This window comes from Gracilibacillus marinus (assembly GCF_042651725.1).
In the GTDB taxonomy this organism is placed as follows: Bacteria; Bacillota; Bacilli; order Bacillales; family Amphibacillaceae; genus Gracilibacillus; species Gracilibacillus marinus.
In genome coordinates this window covers 185,528-203,211 of sequence record NZ_JBHSDV010000002.1, presented here as the reverse complement: position 1 = coordinate 203,211, position 17,684 = coordinate 185,528, and the positions used below count along the sequence as shown (strand labels likewise).

Sequence of the window (17,684 nt, the reverse complement as noted above, 5' to 3'; positions counted from 1 at the left end):
CAGATTAGCCTTGTTGAATCATTTCTTGCATTTTTGCTGCAACTGCTTTTTTATTTTCTTGTCCAGCAATTCCACCACCAACAATCACTAAATCCGGTTGAGCTTTGATTACTTCAGGCAACGTTTCTAGTTTAATTCCACCTGCGACCGCTGTTTTCGCATTCTTCACTACACGTTTAATTGTTTGTAGATCTTCGAATGAGTTTTTGCCAATTGCCTGGAGATCATACCCTGTATGTACACAGATATAGTCTACTCCTAATCCATCAAGCTCTTTTGCTCTTGTTTCGATATCTTTCACAGCGATTAAATCAACTAGTACTTCTTGCCCTTGCTTTTTCGCCTCTTCTACAGCACCTTTAATCGATTCATCTTCTGCCACACCTAGAATCGTCACAATATCTGCATTTGCTTCCGCAGCTTTCTGTACTTCATATGCTGCAGCATCCATTGTTTTTAAGTCGGCAAGTACTTGCAAATTCGGGAAAGCTTCTTTCATTTCCTTTACAGCTTTTAGTCCCTCAATTTTAATAATGGGAGTTCCAATCTCCACAATATCAATATGTTCTTCTACTTCTTTTACTACTTCTATCGCTTCCGGTATATTCACAAGGTCTAACGCTAATTGTAATTTCATCCATGATTCCTCCTACTATTTTTCATCAGATTATTCATACTCTATACTAGAGACTAAATCTAATTGATGTAAGTAGGCACTTTTTTCTGATATAGTATCTTTTACTAGACTAACTTATGAGAGAAGGATTCGATGATTACAAAAACACTTAATGGAATTTATCCGGAAAAAGAGTTAGCATTGTCCATTTTAGAGGGCAAATGGAAACTGACGTTGTTGTGTCATTTAGGCTTAATCGGGACCAAACGATTTGGGGAATTGAAACAATTAACACCTAAGATCACACAGCAAATGTTAACAAATCAACTTAGAGAATTAGAGGAACACAAACTCGTCCACAGAGAGGTTTATCGTGTGGCACCTCCTAAAGTAGAATATTCTTTAACAGAACTAGGAAAAAGCCTATTGCCTATTTTGGATCTATTAAATGACTGGGGAAAAAATCATTTAGACCACAGTAGAAACAAGGATACCGATATGTATTCGGAAAAAATACGCACTTTATCCGTAATTGAGGGAAAGTGGAAATTAGTTATTTTGTGCCATTTAGGCTTAAAAGGCACAAAGCGATTTGGAGAACTTAGAAAACTCATCCCTAACATCACAAAGAAAATGTTAACAAGCCATCTACGAGAATTTGAAGAAAATGGGCTTGTTCATCGAGAAGTATATCCCGTCGTCCCTCCTAAAGTAGAATACTCTCTGACAAAGGAAGGAGAAAGCTTGCTCCCAATACTAAAAGCACTGGAAGACTGGGGAAGCACGTATATGGAACAACATTGCAAATAAACCTAGGGAATACCCTAGGCTTATTTTTAAACAAATCGTGCTATTTTTTTTAGTTTAAAGCAGGTCTTTCCTTCGCCTTATCCGCTTCTCCAGCATTACTATTCGCAGCTTCTCTATCCAATGCCATTTCTTCAACAGTTTTAACCGGTAATCTCGCTGCACCTTCATAATTTTTTGTCGGAATAAGGTTCGATTGAGATAGACGATTCTTGGCAGCTTCTATCTGTTCCGCATATTGTGGCAACCATTGTGCTTGTGCTACCAACATCTCATCAACCATTTGCCAAATTTCAGGTGGGTTACACACTGCACCTACTAATGGATCCATCATCATTGCTTGACGTAATAATTCAATATCCCCATGCACAGCAGCTTCTACTGCTAAGCGTTGTACAGAGATACTTACATTACATACAGCCGCACATCCTAGTGGTAACGAACCAACCAGTCCCATATTGATTCCATTTGCATCTACATAACCTGGCGCTTCAATAATCGCATCATCTGGAAGATTAGAAATCACTCCATTATTCACAACATTGAAATGCCCTCTGTAGATTCGCCCTGTCTCCAATGATTCGATAATGTACGAACCATGCTCTTCACTTCTCTCTTCTTCTTTGTAAGTAAATGGCTCTTCTTTCATCCAGTTCGGAAAATCTACCTCAAACCAGTTCCTACCTTCCGTACACACTCTGAGATAACCACCAGTCTCGCCATTAATCCATGTACCTAAATCAATCCATTGATGAATCTCCTCAGGACGCTTTCTATACCATGGCAGATATTCGCTTAAATGCCCATTGGATTCTGTACTGTAATATCCAAACCTTCTGAGCATATCAATTCGGACTTTCTCTGTCTTACTGAATTCAGGATGTGTCTCAAATGCTTCTAACAGTTGTCCTGTCATGTCTTTCCCTTCATGCTTCACACTGATATACCATGTCTGATGATTGATTCCTGCACAAATAATATCGATTTCTTCTTTTGATTTTCCTAATACTTCTGCAATTTGACGGTGTCCGCCTTGTACCCCATGGCATAATCCAACTGTATTCACTTTGCCATATTTGTTACATGCCCAAGTAATCATCGCCATTGGGTTAGAGTAATTTAACATGAGACAATCTTCAGCAGCATATTCTCTTATGTCCTTGCAAATTTCTAACATTTCTGCAATGCCTCTCTGGCCATACATAATCCCGCCAGCACTTAACGTATCCCCAACACATTGATCGACACCATACTTTAGTGGAATTTCAATATCTGTTTGAAATGCATCAAGCCCTCCAATTCTTACTACATTAATAATGTACTTCGCATCACGTAATGCTTCTTTTCTATCTGTTGTTGCTTCAATTTTAATACGTAATCCATTCTCTAAAATATCTCTCTGACATAGCTGTGTCACCATTTCTAAGTTCTTACTTGAGATATCTGTGAATGCAATTTCGATGTTGTGAAATTCTGGAACAGCCAATAAATCTCGCAATAAACCTCTTGTAAATCCAATACTTCCTGCACCTATAAACGTTACTTTAAAAGTCATTTTTTTGTGCCTCCTTTACAAGTGATTCTATCACCACTTGATAGGAAATCGCTTTAATTATTCTCATTGAAATGAAATATTTTGTGTATTATTCTAACTTGTCATAACAATAAATGGGGAATGGATTTTCTATGTCCTTCCGTTTGGGAGGATGAACTACATAGAAATAGCTAGATAACTGAACTACTACTACATAGCCGACTCTACTCGCCACTTTGTATATATGACAATGCATTTTTTCTATAATCCGTCGGCGTACTCCCTGTCTCTTTCTTAAACACTTTGCTAAAATATTGACTGCTGTTCATCCCAATAAAACTTGCAATATCCGTAATTGGGATATCCGTCTGGGTAATAAATAGCTTTGCCTTCTCGATTCGAACTTTCGTTAAGTATTCCACAATCGTACAACCCATCGTTTCTTTAAAAATTCGGTGCAAATAATTCGCGTGCAAATGTGTCAAAGCTGATAATTGTTCGACTTTGATGTCATAATCATAATTTTCATGAATATACTCGACTACCTTTTTCACATACATACTCGATTCTTGCTGGGACTGGTTCTTCGCTTCATCAATGTTCCTTGCGATCAGCAATAACACTTGCGTAATCAGAATATGTACCATCAAATAATTATCTTTGTCGTTATTCAAGGACGTATCCAATTCTAATACTAATGTTCTTAATGAATGGAATACGCCATTCGTATCTTTCAAAAAGTGAAAAGTATACGCATGTGTTAAAAGTTCATGCAAATCTCGACTTTCTTCCGCAAGCTCAAATAAAGACGGGAACTTTCGATGCATATTCGTTAATTTAAACTCTAGATTAAGCATTCTACAAGGCTTTTCACCAACAATTAAGCGGTGCGGTACTTTGCGATTAATTAGTACAAATTGATTCTTCTTCATCAAAAGCCTCTCATCCACCACTTCAACCGTACATTCACCTGAGATTACATACATAATTTCAATCGAATCATGTGTATGAAAATCCATGTGGAAATTAGTCCATTCTTTAAAGTAATATGCGGTGACTTTGGGATGAAGCGCTGTTGCTTTGGTTGTATTTGTAGACATGGGATCATTCCAATCTTTTTTTGTGTGGATTTGAGTAGTTGGAGGGATATTTTTATTTTATAGTAGGGGTTCTGGAGCGTCAAATGGGGATTTTGTTATATTAGGGTTGTATTCTTACATTTGCACTTATAGCAACTTAAATCAATTTATCCACTTCCATTTTTACAATAAAATGTTAACATATATAACAAGATACGAAAAACGAGAGGAAGGAAATGGATATGCATGTATTCTACAGTTTAATTTCTTCTATATTTTTACTATTAAGTATACTTCCAATATTTCTTATTCAAATTAATTACGAATATTTTACTATATTCACTTTTGGACAAAAGGGGTTAATCGTGCTATTAACGCCCATATGTTACAGTTTACTTAGTTTGATATTTGCTCTACTCAGTCATAAATCAAATATAAAAATCATCTTGCTTATTTTCAGTATAGTATTCTTATTATTAAATACTATCTTTGCCTTTGTTGGTATATTTGGTTTTAGAAATCCTTAGATTAGACCAATTCTGAGATGAAAGATTTTATACTTGATATTGTGGTGTGTCGCATATTGTTCTTTTAAAAATATGACTTCGCCTCTGCCAAAAATATATTAAGTCGTTCATATTGTCTTCCCATTTGCGCAATAAGTGTGTACTCCATTTGTTTAATCCTAACTCGCAAACCATCACTCCATAAATTCAGCCTTAATAAGATAAACAACATTATATGCTTTTAATTCATCCATATGGCCCTCCACATCTTTATAAAAATCAGAGGTCAGTGAATTCATCCCATTACTATCTGAGTAACAAATACTTGCCAATACCACTTCATCCTCAATCGAGGTGCTCTTTTCTTGAAAGCTAGCTGATACATTTAACATATTCTCTAGTTCATTTGAATTTGCATCAAAGCCGCTTATGGAACCTGTTGAACCTTCACTGCTTATTCCAACATTAAAATTAAATTGTTGATTGTCGCCTATTTTCGGAATTGCAACGACAATGGACCCATTTTTCTCTACTTGTGTAGTTAATTGGCCCATTTCATCATCAACAAATTTACCAAATTCGTATTTTTCAACCCATACAGATGCATTTTTATATTCATCATCTATGTTGAAGTCAAAAATAAATGCTTGATCCGTAGTAGTTGCAAGGATTGCATTTTCCCTCTCTGTTAATTCAACAACTGAAATGGTATTATCCTTCGAAGCATTGGTATTAGCCTCCGAATTATTCTCATCACAAGCACTTAAAGTAAATACCAGCAGAGCGAATATTAGTAATATAACTATTTTTTTCATATTAATTCTCCTTCTTCTTGGGTATTCTTTCAACTTGATTCTTGTTATTCATGTGCATACTGAAATTACATATATTATTTCCATCAAATTATGTATGTGAAAGTCTATGTGAAAATGGAGTTATTCTTTGAAGTAACCTACTCTAACTTAAAAATGCTACGCTGTTGATTAGATCAATTGAAGTATTTAGGGGTCTACAATTATTTTATGGTAAAAATTTGAATCCGTCAAATGATGATGGAGAAAAGATTCGTGATATATTATATGTCTCTATTTTAGAAATAAATCTTCCGTTATATTACATTAATTTAAACATTTCCATTTTTATAAAAATAAGTTAATATTTATAATAAGTTGTAATAAACGAAAGAAAGGATTGAATTTTAGATGCATGTATTCTACAGTTTAATTTCTTCTATATTTTTACTATTAAGTATACTTCCAATATTTCTTATTCAAATTAATTACGAATATTTTACTATATTCACTTTTGGACAAAAGGGGTTAATCGTGCTATTAACGCCCATATGTTACAGTTTACTTAGTTTGATATTTGCTCTACTCAGTCATAAATCAAATATAAAAATCATCTTGCTTATTTTCAGTATAGTATTCTTATTATTAAATACTATCTTTGCCTTTGTTGGTATATTTGGTTTTAGAAATCCTTAGATTAGGCCAATTCTGAGATGAAAAATTTTATACTTGATAGTGCAGTGTGTGGAATATTACTTCTTTAAAAAATGTAATCGTTCGTATTGTCTACCCATTTATTTAATGTAGTAAAAGGGTAACTGCACACTGCAACAGTAATATCGCTAATATAATATTTACTATTCGATAATATTTGATATATGTTTTTTGTAATAAACCACCAAAAAGTATCCAAGTCAAAGTAGCTATCGTGCCTACTGTCGCAATAACCATTTCAAAAAATAATAGTATCCCTAATGATGAATAATAAGGGGTAATATATCCTGTTAATGCTGTAATCCCAAATAAAAATATCTTCACATTCACAATTTGTAGGACAAAGCCTGTCCAAAAAGAGGGTTGTTTTTCAGAAGTTTTATTTTCTGGCTTACTAATTGCAACCTGATAGGCAAGGTATACAATATATACAGCTCCCGCATATGTAAGGACATTCATAATTGGATTGATTAAGTTGTCTAGCCCAAAAATAAAGAAAGCACATAATGCTTGTACAAAAAAGTAACCAACAAAGATACCGAGGTATAAAGGTTTTCCCTTTTTCCACCCATAATTCGTCATCGTATTTAATGCTAGAATATTCCCCGGCCCTGGTGTAAAGGCATTTATTATTGCATAGATTACAAATGAAACTACAACTTGAACTCCCATATCAAAACACACTCTCCAATTTTACTGCTTTTGTCATTCATAATTATAAGGGAGTTCTCTAGATATAGCATAATACCAAATCAACATAACCTGATATAACAAAAAGTTATATCAAGCTATATTGATTGCCAATTAGAATTGTTGGGCAACGTTTTTTAAGGCATCCACATATATTTCTCCAAGTCTCGTTAATGTTACATCATTATGCTTTATGATGCCTACACGTATGACTTCCTCTACATTAAGAGGAACAGCAATAATATCATCTCCATGAAGGTATTTAGGAAAAAACCCTGAAGAAATAGTGTACCCGTCAAGACCAATCATAAAATTAACAATAGCCGCTCGATCACTTACCTTTATACTTTTCTTTACTATTCTTGTACTTAATATTTCTTCTGAAAAATAGAAAGAATTGTATTCTCCTTGCTCAAAGGAAAGGCAAGGATAGTCATCTAAATCATCCAAATGAATGGATTGTTTGCCAGACAACGGATGGTATTTATTAATAAAGACATGAGGTTTTGTAATAAATAGTTCAGAAAAGGTGATGTTTCTTTCTTTTAACATCTTTAATAACACTGTCTCATTATAGTTACTTAAGTAGAGAATACCTAACTCACTTCGTAAATTTTTTACATCTTCAATAATTTCATAAGTTTTTGATTCGCGAAGGGTAAATTCATATTCATCAGCACCATATTCTTTTACAAGTTCAACAAAAGCATTAGCTGCGAAAGTATAATGCTGGGTTGAAACACAAAAATGTTGCTTCGTTGGTTCTTCACTTAAATATTTTTCTTCAAGCATATTAAACTGCTGTAATACCTGTCTAGCATAACCTAGAAACTCAGACCCTTTATTGGTAATAGTAACTCCTCGATTCGTTCTTATGAATATTGTAATTTTAAGTTCCTTTTCTAATTCCTTAATCGCATTCGATAATCTTGGTTGGGAGATGAATAAACTTTTTGCTGCTTCATTCATGGATCCCTTACTTGCTACTTCTAATACATACATTAGTTGTTGTAAAGTCATCATACACACCTCTCTTTCCTTTAATTATAATTGATGGAGAGTTTGTTTTCATTGGTTATAGTACAAACTGTGCAACAACCTACTACTTTATATAATGAAATGACATATATCATCTCCATCGGATTATTTTTTTGAAAGTTTATGTGAAAATGGATTCTTTCTTTGAAGTAATAAGATAGAACGTTGAGATGAAATGCTATTAATTGGGCATACTCCTGATAATTTGGAAGTATATAATTATTTATAGTAGGGTGCTAGTGCGTCAAAAGGTGTTTCAGATATAAATCATTACTTTCTATGCCGATAAGTGCAATTTCCATCCAAAAAACAAGTATATAATACCCAAATTAAGTTATAATCGACTATATTAAAGCTTAGTATATTTGTTAAATAAGGTAATTATATTCATTGACAAGGTTATCGATAACCTTTATATTAACAACAGTGTAAGCGTATACATTGTATAACACATTCTTTACACGTTTACATTCTCTCTACGAAAGGAGGATAGATACAGAGAGTAGTATCTATAACACCACGATTTAACATAGTTAATTCTAGATTAGGAGGCTATTCATTTTGAAAAATTTATTTTACAGGACTTGTTTAATTGTCATTTTAGTATTAACTTGTGTTTCATTTGTTCATGTGAATAATGTACAAGGTACTGGCCAGGGGTTTTCAGTTAATGGAACGCAACTACTGGATGCCAACGGAAACCCATTCGTGATGCGTGGTGTGAATCACGGACACACATGGTTTAAAGATACGTATGAAACAGCTATCCCAGCTATTGCAGCAACAGGAGCAAATACTGTACGATTTGCACTTTCCAATGGCGATCAATGGACAAAAGACGATATTCATACAATTCGACAGATTATCTCTTTAGCAGAACAACATCAGCTTGTGACTGTTCTTGAGGTGCACGATGCTACAGGAAATGACTCTTTACACGCATTAAATCGTGCTGTCGATTATTGGATTGAGATGAAAGATGCTTTAATCGATAAAGAATCGACAGTAATTATTAATATTGCAAATGAATGGTATGGAACATGGGATGATGGAAATAATTGGACTAACGGCTATAAACAAGCTATACAGCGAATGAGAAATGAAGGTTTTCATCATACATTGATGGTAGATACTGCTGGATGGGGACAATACCCGCAGGCAATCCTCAATCACGGACAAGAAATACTGAATAGTGATCCAGATAAGAATACAATGTTCTCTATTCACATGTATGAGTATGCAGGTAGTGATGCAACTACAGTGCAATCTAATATAAATCAAGTGTTAGACTTAAATTTGGCTTTAACTATTGGAGAATTCGGGCACTATCATACAAATGGTGATGTGGATGAAGATACTATCTTGAGCCATTCTGAACAACGAAATGTTGGTTGGTTAGCTTGGTCTTGGAAAGGAAATGGAGAAGAATGGGCATATTTAGATTTAGCGAATGATTGGGCTGGAACGAACTTATCATGGTATGGAGACCGAATAGTAAATGGTCAGTTCGGCATTCGCGAAACGAGCGAACTCGCAACAATATTCCAAAATGCACCGAATCCAACAAACCCAGGTCCAACTCAACAGGTATTAGCTAATTTTGAAGGTACGACAGAAGGTTGGCAAGGGGCGCATGTAAGTGGTGGTCCATGGTCAACTACTGAATGGTTATATGATGGTAATCATTCATTAAAAGCAGATGTTATATTAGGTAGTGAAAAATCCATTAGCTTATTTAAAACAGGTCAGCTGGACTTATCCGCATTCTCTCACTTGCAAATCAATGTTAAACAGGCAAATTGGGGTACACTCCACGCACCTATACAAGCGAAACTTTACATTAAAACAGGTGATAATTGGACATGGCATGATAGCGGGATGGCTTCTATAAGCACAGACGGCACTAAACTCTACATGAACCTTAGTGGAATACCAAATTTAAATAATGTAAAAGAAGTAGGTGTTGAATTCAGTATTCCTGCAAATAGTAATGGCCAAACAGCAGTATATGTGGACCATCTAACTACTTGGTAAGAGATATTTTGATATCATGATGTGATACACGACAAAATTTACTTAAGTGTATTTTGTCGTGTATCCTTCTGCTTTCAAAGAGATTAATATTATCCTAGTTAGTTAAATCTTCTCAACTCCAAAACATTCTCTCAAAATACACTTTTCATCACCTATCACTATAATAACTAGCAATTCTAGAATACGTTTGCTATTTAAAATTATATACACTTAGTAGTAATCCGCTAAATCCCCACCAATACGAAACTCCACGGAGCGTTTGTTGCTAACAGCTATTTAAACAACTAATATGTAAATAGAGCAGGAGGAGAGAAGGATGGATAATAGCAAAGTTGGAGAGTTAATTTATCATTTGCGCAAAGAAAAAGGATTCACCCAGAAACAATTAGCTGATCAAATGAACATATCTGATCGAACAATTTCTAAATGGGAACGTGGCTATGGTTGTCCAGATGTCTCACTATTACCAAGTTTATCTAGCTTATTAGGAGTAAATATTGAAAACATTTTAGATGGTGACCTATCATCAAATGAATTTATTGGAGGAAACATGAAAAAGTCTAATTATTTTGTCTGTCCATCATGTAATAATATTGCAGTAGCTACAGGAGATATAACGATATCATGCTGTGGGAGAAAGTTAGAACGATTAGAAGCAAAGAAAGCAACAGATGAAGAAAAACTATCGATTACAGAAGTTGATCAAGAATGGTTTGTCTCAAGCGATCACCCTATGTCAAAAGATCATTATATATCTTTTATCGCACTTGCTACTGGTGACCAAATTCAGATTATCAAACAATATCCCGAATGGGGGTTACAAACACGTATCCCAAAACGTAAGCACGGCAAATTGTTGTGGTATGATACTCAATTTGGTTTGTATTATCAGGTTTTGTAAAATACCATAACTTTGAATTATTCCATGTAAACGAAAAATCACACAGCGCCTATAATTAACAAATAGAGGTAGAACAGTTATAATGACCTGTTCCGCCTCTTTTTATATACGAATGATATACCACATCCCCAAACATGAGAATACATCAATTTTACATTCGTTTACATCATTGTCACAAGCAAACACAATATAGTAACTTTGTATATAGTAAGCGCATTCACATACTACTAAAAGGTGGTGAGAAGGCTAGATCTTGTTGTACGAAAAATTGAGAATTCTAACTATAGGAAGGTGAAAAAATTGAGGAAAATGTACTTATTTGCACTATCATTTTGTATGTTCTTTGCACTGGCTCCAAGCTCCATCTTTGCTTCAGAGGAAATAGAAGCAGCACCTCCAGGATACGATGAATACAGAAGTGACATTCCTCATGGCGATATGAAACTGATAACTTATTATTCGACTACAGTTGGCGTTGACCGTAATGCAATGGTGTATACTCCTCCAGGCTATTCACCAAAGAAAAAATATAATACATTGTATCTTCTTCACGGAATAGGTGGCGACGAGTATGAATGGGTGAACCAAATGAACCCGCAGAATATTCTCGATAACCTATATGCAGAGAACAAATTAGAACCAATGATTGTAGTTTTTCCTAATGGGCGTGCAATGGAAGATGACAGACCAATTGGAGACATATTTGACCCAGAAAAAGTTGCCGCATTTGAACGGTTTGAGGGTGATTTACTCAATGACCTGATCCCATATATCGAATCCGAATACCCAGTCTGGAAAAACCGCCATCACCGCGCATTGGCAGGATTGTCTATGGGAGGTGGCCAATCACTTAACTTCGGATTAACTAATCTTGATACATTTTCTTGGATTGGCGCATTCTCATCCGCTCCAAATACAAAGGCACCAGAAGAACTACTTACAGATCCAAAGAAAATTTCCAAGCGTCTACAATTACTATTTTTATCATGTGGAGACACAGACTACTTACTTGATGTGAGCGAGAACTTTCATCATAGCTTAACAGAAAAAGATATCCCTCACCAATGGTTCTTAGACCAAGGTGGCCATGAACCAGCAGTCTGGAGCAGCGGACTCTATCACTTCTCTCAACAATTGTTTAAGAAAAAGTAACTCGCACACTTGAAAATTTTTACCCAGAGAGGAAGAATCCACAACATAATGGAAATCACATCTGTCAAATTAGCTGTAGACAGTAATGGGCTAGATGCCAATGGACGAATGGTTGCTTATTTCGGCTCACCACGTATTGACGGAGAAATAGATTCAATCTGGAAGAAGGCACCAAAGGTTATCCCGCAATATGCATCTACGGATCAAACTACCGCAACATTTCAAGCATTATGGGACGATGATGCACTTTATATCCTTGCAGTAGTGAAAGACGCACACTTGTCTGCCCAATCAGACACACTACACAATCAAGATTCAGTGGAAATCTTTTTAGATGAACATAATGACAAAAGCGAAGAATATGGCGTAGATGATCTGCATATTCGCATCAATTATAAAAATAGCCTGTCCGCAGATGTTGGCAATACGATAAATTATTATACTGCTGCAAAAATAACGGAAGATGGCTATATCATCGAAGCACGAATCGCACTCAAACAAAAACCAGAGAATGGTAAGGTGCTAGGGATTGAATTACAAGTCAATGATGCTATGGGAGAGGACAGAGTTGGCAGCATACATGTTTTCGACTCGACAGGGCAAGCATGGAATAACCCGAGCACATTTGGCGAGATCATCCTTGTTGGAAAAACTAAACAGCAAGAAAGTGGTTCGAACCCTTATGATTTGATCAATTTAATCAAACATACGACGAAAATGGACTTTACACGATATAAAAACCCAAGCATTGTCATGGACACAATAGGAACCATCTCAGAGCGTACACTTCTCATTCCTCACATCAGTCAACAGGAGATGGATACACACTATCATGCATTAACGAAGGCAATCAGCGAGTTGGAGTTAACAGAAGAAGCAGTAAATGAGAAATATTTCGAGCCAGTGCCAGATGATTATCGAATCCCTTGTGCGAATCAGGGAACGATTCAAACATTACACTATGACACACCTAATTTGGATAACGGTATAGACAAGAAGAAGTTACATGTATACCTGCCATACGGGTATGATGCTTCCAATTCGAGTAAGCAATATAATGTTCTATACCTGATGCATGGTGGCGGTGAGAATGAAGACCTCATTTTTGGTGGCCCAGGTGAAAATAAAGAATTGAAGAATATTCTAGACAATCGGATTGCAAAAGGAGACATAGAACCCCTTATTGTTGTCACACCAACGATTTATGGCGGAAAAGGTGACCCCGCTTCTTTCCATGAAGAGTTAATCCATGATATTGTTCCATTAGTGGAAACAACCTATCACACGTATGCCAATATAGATGATTTACAAGCATCCCGCGCACACCGCGCATTTGGTGGATTCTCGATGGGCTCTGTCACTACTTGGCACCTATTTACCACATGCCTAGACTATTTCAAGTATTATCTGCCATTATGTGGCGACAGTTGGGCACTTGGTTTAACAGGAGGTGGAAAGATGCCAACAGAAACAGCTGCATACATTGCGGATGCTGCTAGAACGTCTGGCTATGCACCAGAAGATTATTACATTTTTAGCGCAACAGGCGACAAAGATATTGCCTATCCAAACTTAAAGCCTCAAATCGACGCAATGAAGGAATTAACCGATGTCTTCCACTATTCATCTGATACGGAAAAAGGGAATTTCTACTTTATTGTCGCAGATGGCGGGACACATTCCTGGTATTGGGTGAATCAGTACATTTACGATATCCTACCAGATTTATTCAAAAAGTAACATGTCAATCAGTGGGGGTTTGGAGCTCTCACTGATTGTTGATTTAAATTGAATCCTTTTTTTGAAATTCCCTCGGCGTTTCCCCTGTAATTTGCTTAAATTGTCGATGGAAGTGCTCGACATTTTGATACCCACATTGAGAAGCAATTTCTGCAATGCTTTGGTTGCTATGCAGTAAATATTCTTTCGCTAACCGAATTCGATTATCAATCACATCATCCATACACGAAATCCCAAACGTTCTTTTATAGACATTTTGCAAATAGCCTGGACTTATGCGGAGATGTGCTGCCATTTTTGAAACAGTCCAATGATCTCCGGGATTATTCTGAATTCTTGTACGCATTTCTAACAAATTGTAATATTGCGGCGAAATATCTCCATGAAAATAGGATTCCATTAGCTTGTTGAATAAAGTCCTCAACAAAAAGTCGATGGATGATTTTTTATAATCGCGATTGAAATGATGTTCAATCGATAATAGCTCGAATAGCTTTTGGCAATAGTTCGGATCATTCACGGAAAATGGCTTACCAAATGGAAGTGGCGATTCCGTAATATAAGGCGCGTCGGTTTCAAAGCGCATCCAGTCATTGATGAATTGATCTGTACAGGCACTGTAATACACTTTCTGATTAGGACGGTAGAGGACAGCTGTGTGTGCCGGATACTCTTTCAGCTCACCATCCACCCAGAACTTTGCTGGGGTCTTGGTAATCACAATAAGCCAATGATAGCCATTTGGAACATCAATTACAAAATTGTTACTATGCGACACATTGCACTCCACATAATAAATATGCGTCATCCTACTCGACCTCCTTCTGAGCATTGGTACTATTCTTGTTATGCCAACTAGCTGGGGAGAATTCCTTTTTATAGTCTTCCATTTCTATACATTCATGTTTCTACAAAAAGAATAGCATAGTTGTACATATGGTGGTAGGGATTTTATTATTCGCTTACATTTTTGAGAGAAAAGTATTCAGAGGCCTTTTTGTTTCTACTACACTCAGAAAAAAGAGGTAGAACTGCTAATAGGTTGGTTCTACCTCTTTTGTTTATAAGACTTTTTCCTCCTAGATTGTTGCTTTCTGATTACACAAAAAAGGGTGATATAGTTTGGTTTAACGAGGTGTTCGAGTATGTGTAAAGATGTTATGAGGAGTTCAGTTTTAAAAAAAATAATACACAAATTAGTGAAAATATAATCCCCATTAATGTAGCATCCCAAGGATACACTGGTGTTTTAATTAAAACGGTCGAAAGTAATAACATTTCAAACAATTCAATCGCTGGAAATACTCCATAAGATTAAAAAGTGGTAGTCTATTCTTTAGCAGTTTCTACAATTATAATAGATAGTGTTTAAGATAAAGAATTCCAAAACGATGGAAATAATAGCAACATAAATGTACCGCTTCTTGATTAATACCAGCAACCATATATTTTTTCCATCACGTGTTCAATATTTGCTTACTCACTGCTAATCCACCTTTACTGTAAAAAAATGGGCTAGATTAAGTGATTCTCAATCTAACCCATCTTCTTCTAAGTTGCTTCGTCTAGAAATTAATCTAACACTTCCTTAAAATTTGGAATCGCAGAAATAGCACCGACTTTTGTACAAACAATTCCTGCAACCTTATTACTTGTATAGGTTATTTTTTTTAATTTCTCGAAGCAATCCAAAGTTTTTTCAATCTGTTTTTCCTTTGCCAATTGGTACAGCATTGCTCCAACAAATGCATCTCCTGCACCTGTAGTATCTATTGCTTTTATTTGTATACTAGGAACAAATTCTTGCTCTTTTGAATTTGATATAAATGTCCCATCTTTACCTAACGTAATCGAGACAAACTTTGCTCCCAATTGATGAAGATGTTTTACACCTTCTTTTAGGTCATTAGTCTCTGTAATAATTTCAAGCTCTTCTTCGCTCAGTTTAACAAAATCAGCTAAACCAATTCCATGCTTTGCTAGTCTTATAAACTCTTTGTTATTTCCTTTCCAAAGGTCTGATCTAAAATTGGGATCAAACGAAACAAAGTTACCATTATCTTTCGCTGACTTCATCGTATTCAAATATGTAGTCTGAAATGGCCCATCTAGTAATGCTGTTGCAGATCCAAAATGGAGAATAGCCGCTTCTTTTAATTGTCTTTTATCTAGCTCTTCTTCCTTCAAGAATGAATCGGCACCCCTATAAAATACAAAGTCTCTATCTCCGTTTTCCATTAAAGAGACAAACGCCAATGTAGTTGGATGCTTATCATCAAACGATAACATCGAAGTATCAACATTCAACTCAACTAACGTGTTTTTTAAATATAATCCAAATGGGTCATTTCCGACTTTTCCACAGAATTTAGCGTTTCCGCCTAGTTTTGTAATCGTTGCAGATACGTTAGCAGGAGCACCACCAGCTTGCTTTTCAAACATCCTTCCATCTACTAAATTATCTCCTTGATCCCTGCAAAAAAAGTCTATTAATAACTCCCCTATACATACAACATATCTATTCTCATCCATAGATATTTTCCTCTCTATACTATACTTATGTATTATTCTCAATTTAAAGAGGAAGAAACATTCAAACTGCTTCTTCCTCACCACATACATTTTAATTCGAAGGTGTAGCTAGATAGCCATCATAAATGGACAGCTTACCCTTCTTACTAGAAATAGTTACAGTTTCACAAATTTTCTCTGGATATACCAGACTGGTCATAGCATATATGCCCCCATTAATAAAAATCTCTACTGATGATGCGTCTGCAATAATTTGTAGTGTTAAAGTTGCGCTATCATCAATCGATACGCTTTGTTCTAATGAAAACATCTCAGAGAATGCAACCTCTCCTGACAAGTCTCTATTTAATGCTACTGTATTACTTTTTGAATCATATTCAATCGTTGTCCTATTCGTTTGTGTATGGTTCAGTGAAATACCAAACTGATTTTCATCACCCTTGGCTATTTCTAAAAACAACTCAAAATAGGGCTCATCTACGTTATACATTTTACTTTCACCTTGATGGATAGCTATATCTTTGATATTTACATTTCGCTCAAAATAACGATTTAATTCTCCTACAGGCTTTTGATTAATTATATATTTATCTCTTACTTTTCGAAGTGAAAGCTCTCTAGGTAATGTCATCTGGCTTCTCCAACCAACTGTTGGTACTTCATTTGCATACCTCCAATTACTCATCCATCCAAGATAAATTCGTCGTCCATCTTCTTCTGGAATATCGGAGAAACTTACTCCTGCATAGTTATCCTTTCCATAATCTAACCATCTCACATCATTATGTTCCTCTTTAAATACAGAACCATCAAAACTACCAACGAAATACTGCGTACGTGATCCCATATCTGATCGACCATTATCACCTATACTCACAAATAAAACCCATTTTTCTTCTTCAGTTTCTTCCGTTTTAAATTTAAATAAATCTGGGCATTCCCATACACCATCATGAGAACCCTTATCCTCACCGAACTCACTTTCAAATTTCCAATCTATTAAGTTTGGTGATGAATAAAACGTAATTGTATGTCCAGTTGCTAGAGACATAATCCATTTATTATTATCTGAATCCCAAAAAACCTTTGGATCCCTAAAATCGATTTTTGTTTCATGTGAAAGGACAGGATTGCCTTCATATTTGAACCATGTACGTCCTTTATCAGTACTGTATGCAAGGCTTTGTGTCTGTTTAGCTGGGCGTCCATCCTCACTGTCCTTATGATGCGTGAAAATTGCGACTAAACCCGGTTCATCATGAAAGAAACCTGTTGTATTATTCCAATCCACTACTGCACTTCCGGAAAAAATAGTTCCATGATCGTCTGGATACAATGCGATATCTAATTCCTCCCACGAAATCAAATCCTTACTTATCGCATGTCCCCAATGCATTGGACCCCAAATAGTATCATGTGGATTATGTTGAAAAAATAAATGATATTCACCTTTAAAATATATTAACCCATTAGGATCGTTTAACCAGTTTTCCTTAGGTGCAAAATGAAGATTAGGTCTGTATTTTTGAAATGCTTTAATTGTCAATTAA

General features: G+C 35.6%; 14 protein-coding genes and 1 pseudogene. 6 read left to right on the top strand and 9 right to left on the bottom strand.

Going from position 1 to position 17,684, the window contains the following annotated elements; all coding sequences use genetic code 11:
• Positions 1-4 precede the first annotated feature (4 nt).
• Positions 5-637 (bottom strand): 3-hexulose-6-phosphate synthase, encoded by a 633-nt coding sequence (gene hxlA, locus ACFOZ1_RS08815; RefSeq protein ID WP_390198555.1) that lies wholly within the window; start codon positions 635-637, stop codon positions 5-7.
• Between the two features lie 132 nt (positions 638-769).
• Between hxlA and ACFOZ1_RS08810 the strand changes: the two are divergent.
• Positions 770-1,108, top strand: a pseudogene (locus tag ACFOZ1_RS08810) (winged helix-turn-helix transcriptional regulator); the annotation flags it as partial.
• 6 nt (positions 1,109-1,114) lie between these two features.
• Entirely contained in the window at positions 1,115-1,426 is a 312-nt protein-coding gene (locus ACFOZ1_RS08805) for a winged helix-turn-helix transcriptional regulator (protein WP_390198996.1), read from the top strand.
• Positions 1,427-1,475: 49 nt separating this feature from the next.
• On the opposite strand, the gene melA is transcribed toward ACFOZ1_RS08805, so the two are convergent.
• From melA to ACFOZ1_RS08780, 5 genes are all read right to left on the bottom strand, one after another.
• Complete coding sequence (gene melA, locus ACFOZ1_RS08800; RefSeq protein ID WP_390198554.1) at positions 1,476-2,978, bottom strand: alpha-glucosidase/alpha-galactosidase; 1,503 nt, start codon at positions 2,976-2,978, stop codon at positions 1,476-1,478.
• A 203-nt stretch (positions 2,979-3,181) separates the two neighbouring features.
• The gene (locus ACFOZ1_RS08795) at positions 3,182-4,057 is read right to left on the bottom strand and encodes an AraC family transcriptional regulator (protein ID WP_390198553.1); all 876 of its coding nucleotides are present in this window, start codon (positions 4,055-4,057) and stop codon (positions 3,182-3,184) included.
• 679 nt (positions 4,058-4,736) lie between these two features.
• Complete coding sequence (locus ACFOZ1_RS08790) at positions 4,737-5,357, bottom strand: hypothetical protein (RefSeq protein WP_390198552.1); 621 nt, start codon at positions 5,355-5,357, stop codon at positions 4,737-4,739.
• Between the two features lie 774 nt (positions 5,358-6,131).
• Positions 6,132-6,719: a LysE family transporter gene (locus ACFOZ1_RS08785; RefSeq protein ID WP_390198551.1), complete on the bottom strand. Its 588-nt coding sequence runs from the start codon at positions 6,717-6,719 to the stop codon at positions 6,132-6,134.
• 132 nt (positions 6,720-6,851) lie between these two features.
• Positions 6,852-7,757 (bottom strand): LysR family transcriptional regulator, encoded by a 906-nt coding sequence (locus ACFOZ1_RS08780; protein WP_390198550.1) that lies wholly within the window; start codon positions 7,755-7,757, stop codon positions 6,852-6,854.
• A 579-nt stretch (positions 7,758-8,336) separates the two neighbouring features.
• Here ACFOZ1_RS08780 and ACFOZ1_RS08775 point away from each other — a divergent pair.
• The 4 genes from ACFOZ1_RS08775 (at position 8,337) to ACFOZ1_RS08760 (ending at position 13,602) form a co-directional block, all read left to right on the top strand.
• Entirely contained in the window at positions 8,337-9,809 is a 1,473-nt protein-coding gene (locus ACFOZ1_RS08775; RefSeq protein WP_390198549.1) for a glycoside hydrolase family 5 protein, read from the top strand.
• 316 nt (positions 9,810-10,125) lie between these two features.
• Entirely contained in the window at positions 10,126-10,710 is a 585-nt protein-coding gene (locus ACFOZ1_RS08770) for a helix-turn-helix domain-containing protein (protein ID WP_390198548.1), read from the top strand.
• A 336-nt stretch (positions 10,711-11,046) separates the two neighbouring features.
• Positions 11,047-11,862, top strand: coding sequence for an alpha/beta hydrolase (locus ACFOZ1_RS08765; RefSeq protein ID WP_390198994.1), 816 nt, complete (start codon positions 11,047-11,049; stop codon positions 11,860-11,862).
• 48 nt (positions 11,863-11,910) lie between these two features.
• Entirely contained in the window at positions 11,911-13,602 is a 1,692-nt protein-coding gene (locus tag ACFOZ1_RS08760) for a sugar-binding protein (RefSeq protein WP_390198547.1), read from the top strand.
• A gap of 43 nt (positions 13,603-13,645) precedes the next feature.
• Here ACFOZ1_RS08760 and ACFOZ1_RS08755 read toward each other — a convergent pair whose 3' ends face one another.
• The 3 genes from ACFOZ1_RS08755 to ACFOZ1_RS08745 all read right to left on the bottom strand — a co-directional run bounded on the left by ACFOZ1_RS08755 (position 13,646) and on the right by ACFOZ1_RS08745 (position 17,680).
• Entirely contained in the window at positions 13,646-14,410 is a 765-nt protein-coding gene (locus tag ACFOZ1_RS08755; RefSeq protein ID WP_390198546.1) for an AraC family transcriptional regulator, read from the bottom strand.
• 764 nt (positions 14,411-15,174) lie between these two features.
• Positions 15,175-16,134 carry a carbohydrate kinase family protein gene (locus tag ACFOZ1_RS08750; protein ID WP_390198545.1) on the bottom strand — a complete coding sequence of 320 codons (960 nt, stop codon included), beginning with the start codon at positions 16,132-16,134 and terminating at the stop codon, positions 15,175-15,177.
• Positions 16,135-16,225: 91 nt separating this feature from the next.
• Entirely contained in the window at positions 16,226-17,680 is a 1,455-nt protein-coding gene (locus tag ACFOZ1_RS08745) for a glycoside hydrolase family 32 protein (RefSeq protein WP_390198544.1), read from the bottom strand.
• Between the last annotated feature and the right edge of the window lie 4 nt (positions 17,681-17,684).

What these genes read in the sequence shown, in the direction of transcription:
- ACFOZ1_RS08795 (WP_390198553.1), bottom strand. Translation starts at nt 4,057, where the DNA reads ATGTCTACAAATACAACCAAAGCAACAGCGCTTCATCCCAAAGTCACC.
- ACFOZ1_RS08805 (WP_390198996.1), top strand. Translation starts at nt 1,115, where the DNA reads ATGTATTCGGAAAAAATACGCACTTTATCCGTAATTGAGGGAAAGTGG.
- ACFOZ1_RS08755 (WP_390198546.1), bottom strand. Translation starts at nt 14,410, where the DNA reads ATGACGCATATTTATTATGTGGAGTGCAATGTGTCGCATAGTAACAAT.
- ACFOZ1_RS08780 (WP_390198550.1), bottom strand. Translation starts at nt 7,757, where the DNA reads ATGACTTTACAACAACTAATGTATGTATTAGAAGTAGCAAGTAAGGGA.
- ACFOZ1_RS08790 (WP_390198552.1), bottom strand. Translation starts at nt 5,357, where the DNA reads ATGAAAAAAATAGTTATATTACTAATATTCGCTCTGCTGGTATTTACT.
- ACFOZ1_RS08770 (WP_390198548.1), top strand. Translation starts at nt 10,126, where the DNA reads ATGGATAATAGCAAAGTTGGAGAGTTAATTTATCATTTGCGCAAAGAA.
- ACFOZ1_RS08750 (WP_390198545.1), bottom strand. Translation starts at nt 16,134, where the DNA reads ATGGATGAGAATAGATATGTTGTATGTATAGGGGAGTTATTAATAGAC.
- ACFOZ1_RS08785 (WP_390198551.1), bottom strand. Translation starts at nt 6,719, where the DNA reads ATGGGAGTTCAAGTTGTAGTTTCATTTGTAATCTATGCAATAATAAAT.
- ACFOZ1_RS08760 (WP_390198547.1), top strand. Translation starts at nt 11,911, where the DNA reads ATGGAAATCACATCTGTCAAATTAGCTGTAGACAGTAATGGGCTAGAT.
- melA (WP_390198554.1), bottom strand. Translation starts at nt 2,978, where the DNA reads ATGACTTTTAAAGTAACGTTTATAGGTGCAGGAAGTATTGGATTTACA.
- hxlA (WP_390198555.1), bottom strand. Translation starts at nt 637, where the DNA reads ATGAAATTACAATTAGCGTTAGACCTTGTGAATATACCGGAAGCGATA.
- ACFOZ1_RS08765 (WP_390198994.1), top strand. Translation starts at nt 11,047, where the DNA reads ATGTTCTTTGCACTGGCTCCAAGCTCCATCTTTGCTTCAGAGGAAATA.